Annotated in this window: 4 protein-coding genes and 1 pseudogene; 4 read left to right on the top strand and 1 reads right to left on the bottom strand. The window is 71.2% G+C overall.

The window, feature by feature from the left end; genetic code table 11:
• Positions 1 to 221: 221 nt before the first annotated feature.
• The 3 genes and pseudogenes from I5G_RS27135 to I5G_RS26315 all read left to right on the top strand — a co-directional run.
• Positions 222 to 275: pseudogene (locus tag I5G_RS27135) on the top strand (hypothetical protein); the annotation flags it as partial.
• A 101-nt stretch (positions 276 to 376) separates the two neighbouring features.
• Positions 377 to 526, top strand: a complete 150-nt coding sequence (locus I5G_RS26310; RefSeq protein ID WP_022877685.1) for a hypothetical protein — start codon at positions 377 to 379, stop codon at positions 524 to 526.
• A gap of 1 nt (position 527) precedes the next feature.
• Positions 528 to 1,169 (top strand): zinc ribbon domain-containing protein, encoded by a 642-nt coding sequence (locus I5G_RS26315; protein ID WP_022877686.1) that lies wholly within the window; start codon positions 528 to 530, stop codon positions 1,167 to 1,169.
• Between the two features lie 7 nt (positions 1,170 to 1,176).
• Here the strand turns inward: I5G_RS26315 and I5G_RS02760 are convergent, their stop codons facing one another.
• Positions 1,177 to 1,881 carry an IclR family transcriptional regulator gene (locus tag I5G_RS02760; protein WP_022877687.1) on the bottom strand — a complete coding sequence of 235 codons (705 nt, stop codon included), beginning with the start codon at positions 1,879 to 1,881 and terminating at the stop codon, positions 1,177 to 1,179.
• 126 nt (positions 1,882 to 2,007) lie between these two features.
• Between I5G_RS02760 and I5G_RS20255 the strand changes: the two genes are divergently transcribed.
• Positions 2,008 to 2,188 (top strand): alcohol dehydrogenase catalytic domain-containing protein (locus tag I5G_RS20255; protein ID WP_148286381.1); only part of this gene is annotated, 181 nt, incomplete at its 3' end.

A 2,188-nucleotide genomic window follows, 5' to 3' on the forward strand; every position in this document is an offset into this window, starting at 1 on the left:
CGAGCGCCAAGAACGGCTCGTTCTCGCTTCCCTCCAGCGTNGTCGCCGGCAAGTCGTACCGGATCGACGTGGCCACGGGGGGTCCCTCGGACAATGCGCTCGTGTCGCAGACGTTCACCGCCGTCGCGGGGTCACAGGTCAAGAAGATCGCCGTCCCCGCGCCGGGAACCGTCACGGGAACAGTCGTGGACGCGAGGAGCGGACAGCCCGTGAGCGGCGAGATGGTGCTGCTCTGGCGGGACGGCGACACCGCCGCGATGAGGGGCGCGTCCACGGACGAGACCGGCGCCTACAGCTTCACCGGGCTTCCAACAGGCTCGTACCGCGTCCAGTTCCACGGTGAAGTAGACGGCGGGATCACCTCGTACGCTCCGGGATGCTCATCAACAACCTGCTTCTCATGCAGGCTCCGCGCTTCGCGGACGACTACGACTTCGCGCCGCTCGTCGACCTCGTGTTCGGCGGTCGACCCGAGGCATCCTCCCCCTCCGGCGTCTCCCGCGCCCCGGCCCCCCATCAGGAGTGACATGAGCGATCTCGTCCCGTTCACCGACAACTTCACCGATCTGTCGAACACCGACGGCTACCAGTTCGAGTTCCGCTGCGAACGCTGCGGCAACGGTTATCGGTCGGCCTTCCGCGCCGACCCGCGGGCCGCGGGTCAGCGTCTCGCGCGTGGAATCGGCAACCTCTTCGGCGGGCAGCTGTCGCAGTTCACGTCGATGGCGGACCGTCTCCTCGATCGCGGGACGAACTCGCCGGCGAAGGACCAGGCGTTGCGGGCCGCGACGGCCGAGATCGCGCCCAAGTTCCACCAGTGCCGGGCGTGCAGCGACTGGGTCTGCGACGACGTGTGCTGGAACGACGGTGTCGGGCAGTGCGTGCGCTGCTCACCCATCGCCGTCGAAGAACTCGCGCAGCTGCAGGCCGAGGCGCGGCGTCGGCAGGTGCAGGAGCGGCTCGAGACGATCGACCTCGTCGGCGGCGCGGATCTGAAGACGCAGGCTCGCCCGCGGTGCGGCGCGTGCGGCGCGCAGTCGCAGGGTGGCAAGTTCTGCGGGGAGTGCGGGTCGCCGCTCGTAGTCGTCGCGACCTGCACCGGCTGCGGTTCCGAGAACCCCTCGGGCGCGCGTTTCTGCTCCTCGTGCGGAACGGGCCTCGCGACCTGACCCCGGACTAGAGCGCCACGCTCACGGCCTCCGCCGCGTTCGTCAGGCGCGCGGCGATCGCCGCGTCGTCGAGGTCGGTCGCGACGTAGACGGCGGCGACCGCGGCGGGCTGGCGTCCGTGCACGCTCAGGGGTACGGCCACCGCGCGCAACGACGGAACGACTTCGTCGTGGCTCGTCGCCCAGCCGCGCTCCGCCGTTTCGGCGATCTCGGCGGCGAGCCGGGCGTCGACGGTGTCGGGCCAGCGGCGCGGGGGCAGCTGGGCGAGGATCGCCCGGCCGGGTGCGCCCCGGGTGACGGGATGCCGTGCGCCCGGTCGCTGCGCCACGGCGGTGACCGAGTGCCGCGGTTCGACGCTGGCGAGCGTGACGCACTCGTCGTGGTCGAGCACGACGAGGAAGCACGTCATGCCGAGGTCGTTCGCCGCTGATGTCAGCTCGGGCAGAGCTTCCGCCTGCAGGTCGGCGGCGACACCGGCGGCCAGCGCGGCGAGGCCGGTTCCCAGGCGCACGGCGCCCGCGGCATCCCTCGTCACGAGCCCGTGGTCTTCGAGGGTCCGCAGCAGGCGGTACGCGACCGAGCGGTGCAGGCCGACGCGCCCGGCGAGGTCGTCGATCGACAGGGGAGCGCGCGCGTCGGCGAGCTCTTCGAGCAACCGGATGCCACGGCTCAACGTCTGCGATGCGGGCGACGCATCTTGCCGTGCGGGCATGGGCGGGCTAGCCTCTCGTTCGATAGAAGAACGGTGTGTTCGAATATAGAACACACCCCTGAGATCCGCAAGCACCGCTCCGTCGCGGTGACCCCGACAGCCGGACGGGGTGGCCCTGTGACGCGCATGCGCGCGGCGGTGTTGTACGGTCCCGGCGACCTGCACATCGAGAGCCGCGCCGTGCCGACCCCCGGGCCGGGCGAGGCGCTCGTGCGGGTGAGCGGATGCGGAGTGTGCGGATCGGATGCCACGGAGTACTCCCGCGGCCCGGTCCTCACGCACCTGCCGGTCGTGCTCGGCCACGAGT

It is taken from the genome of Microbacterium sp. B19, from assembly GCF_000333395.1.
Taxonomy (GTDB): Bacteria; Actinomycetota; Actinomycetes; order Actinomycetales; family Microbacteriaceae; genus Microbacterium.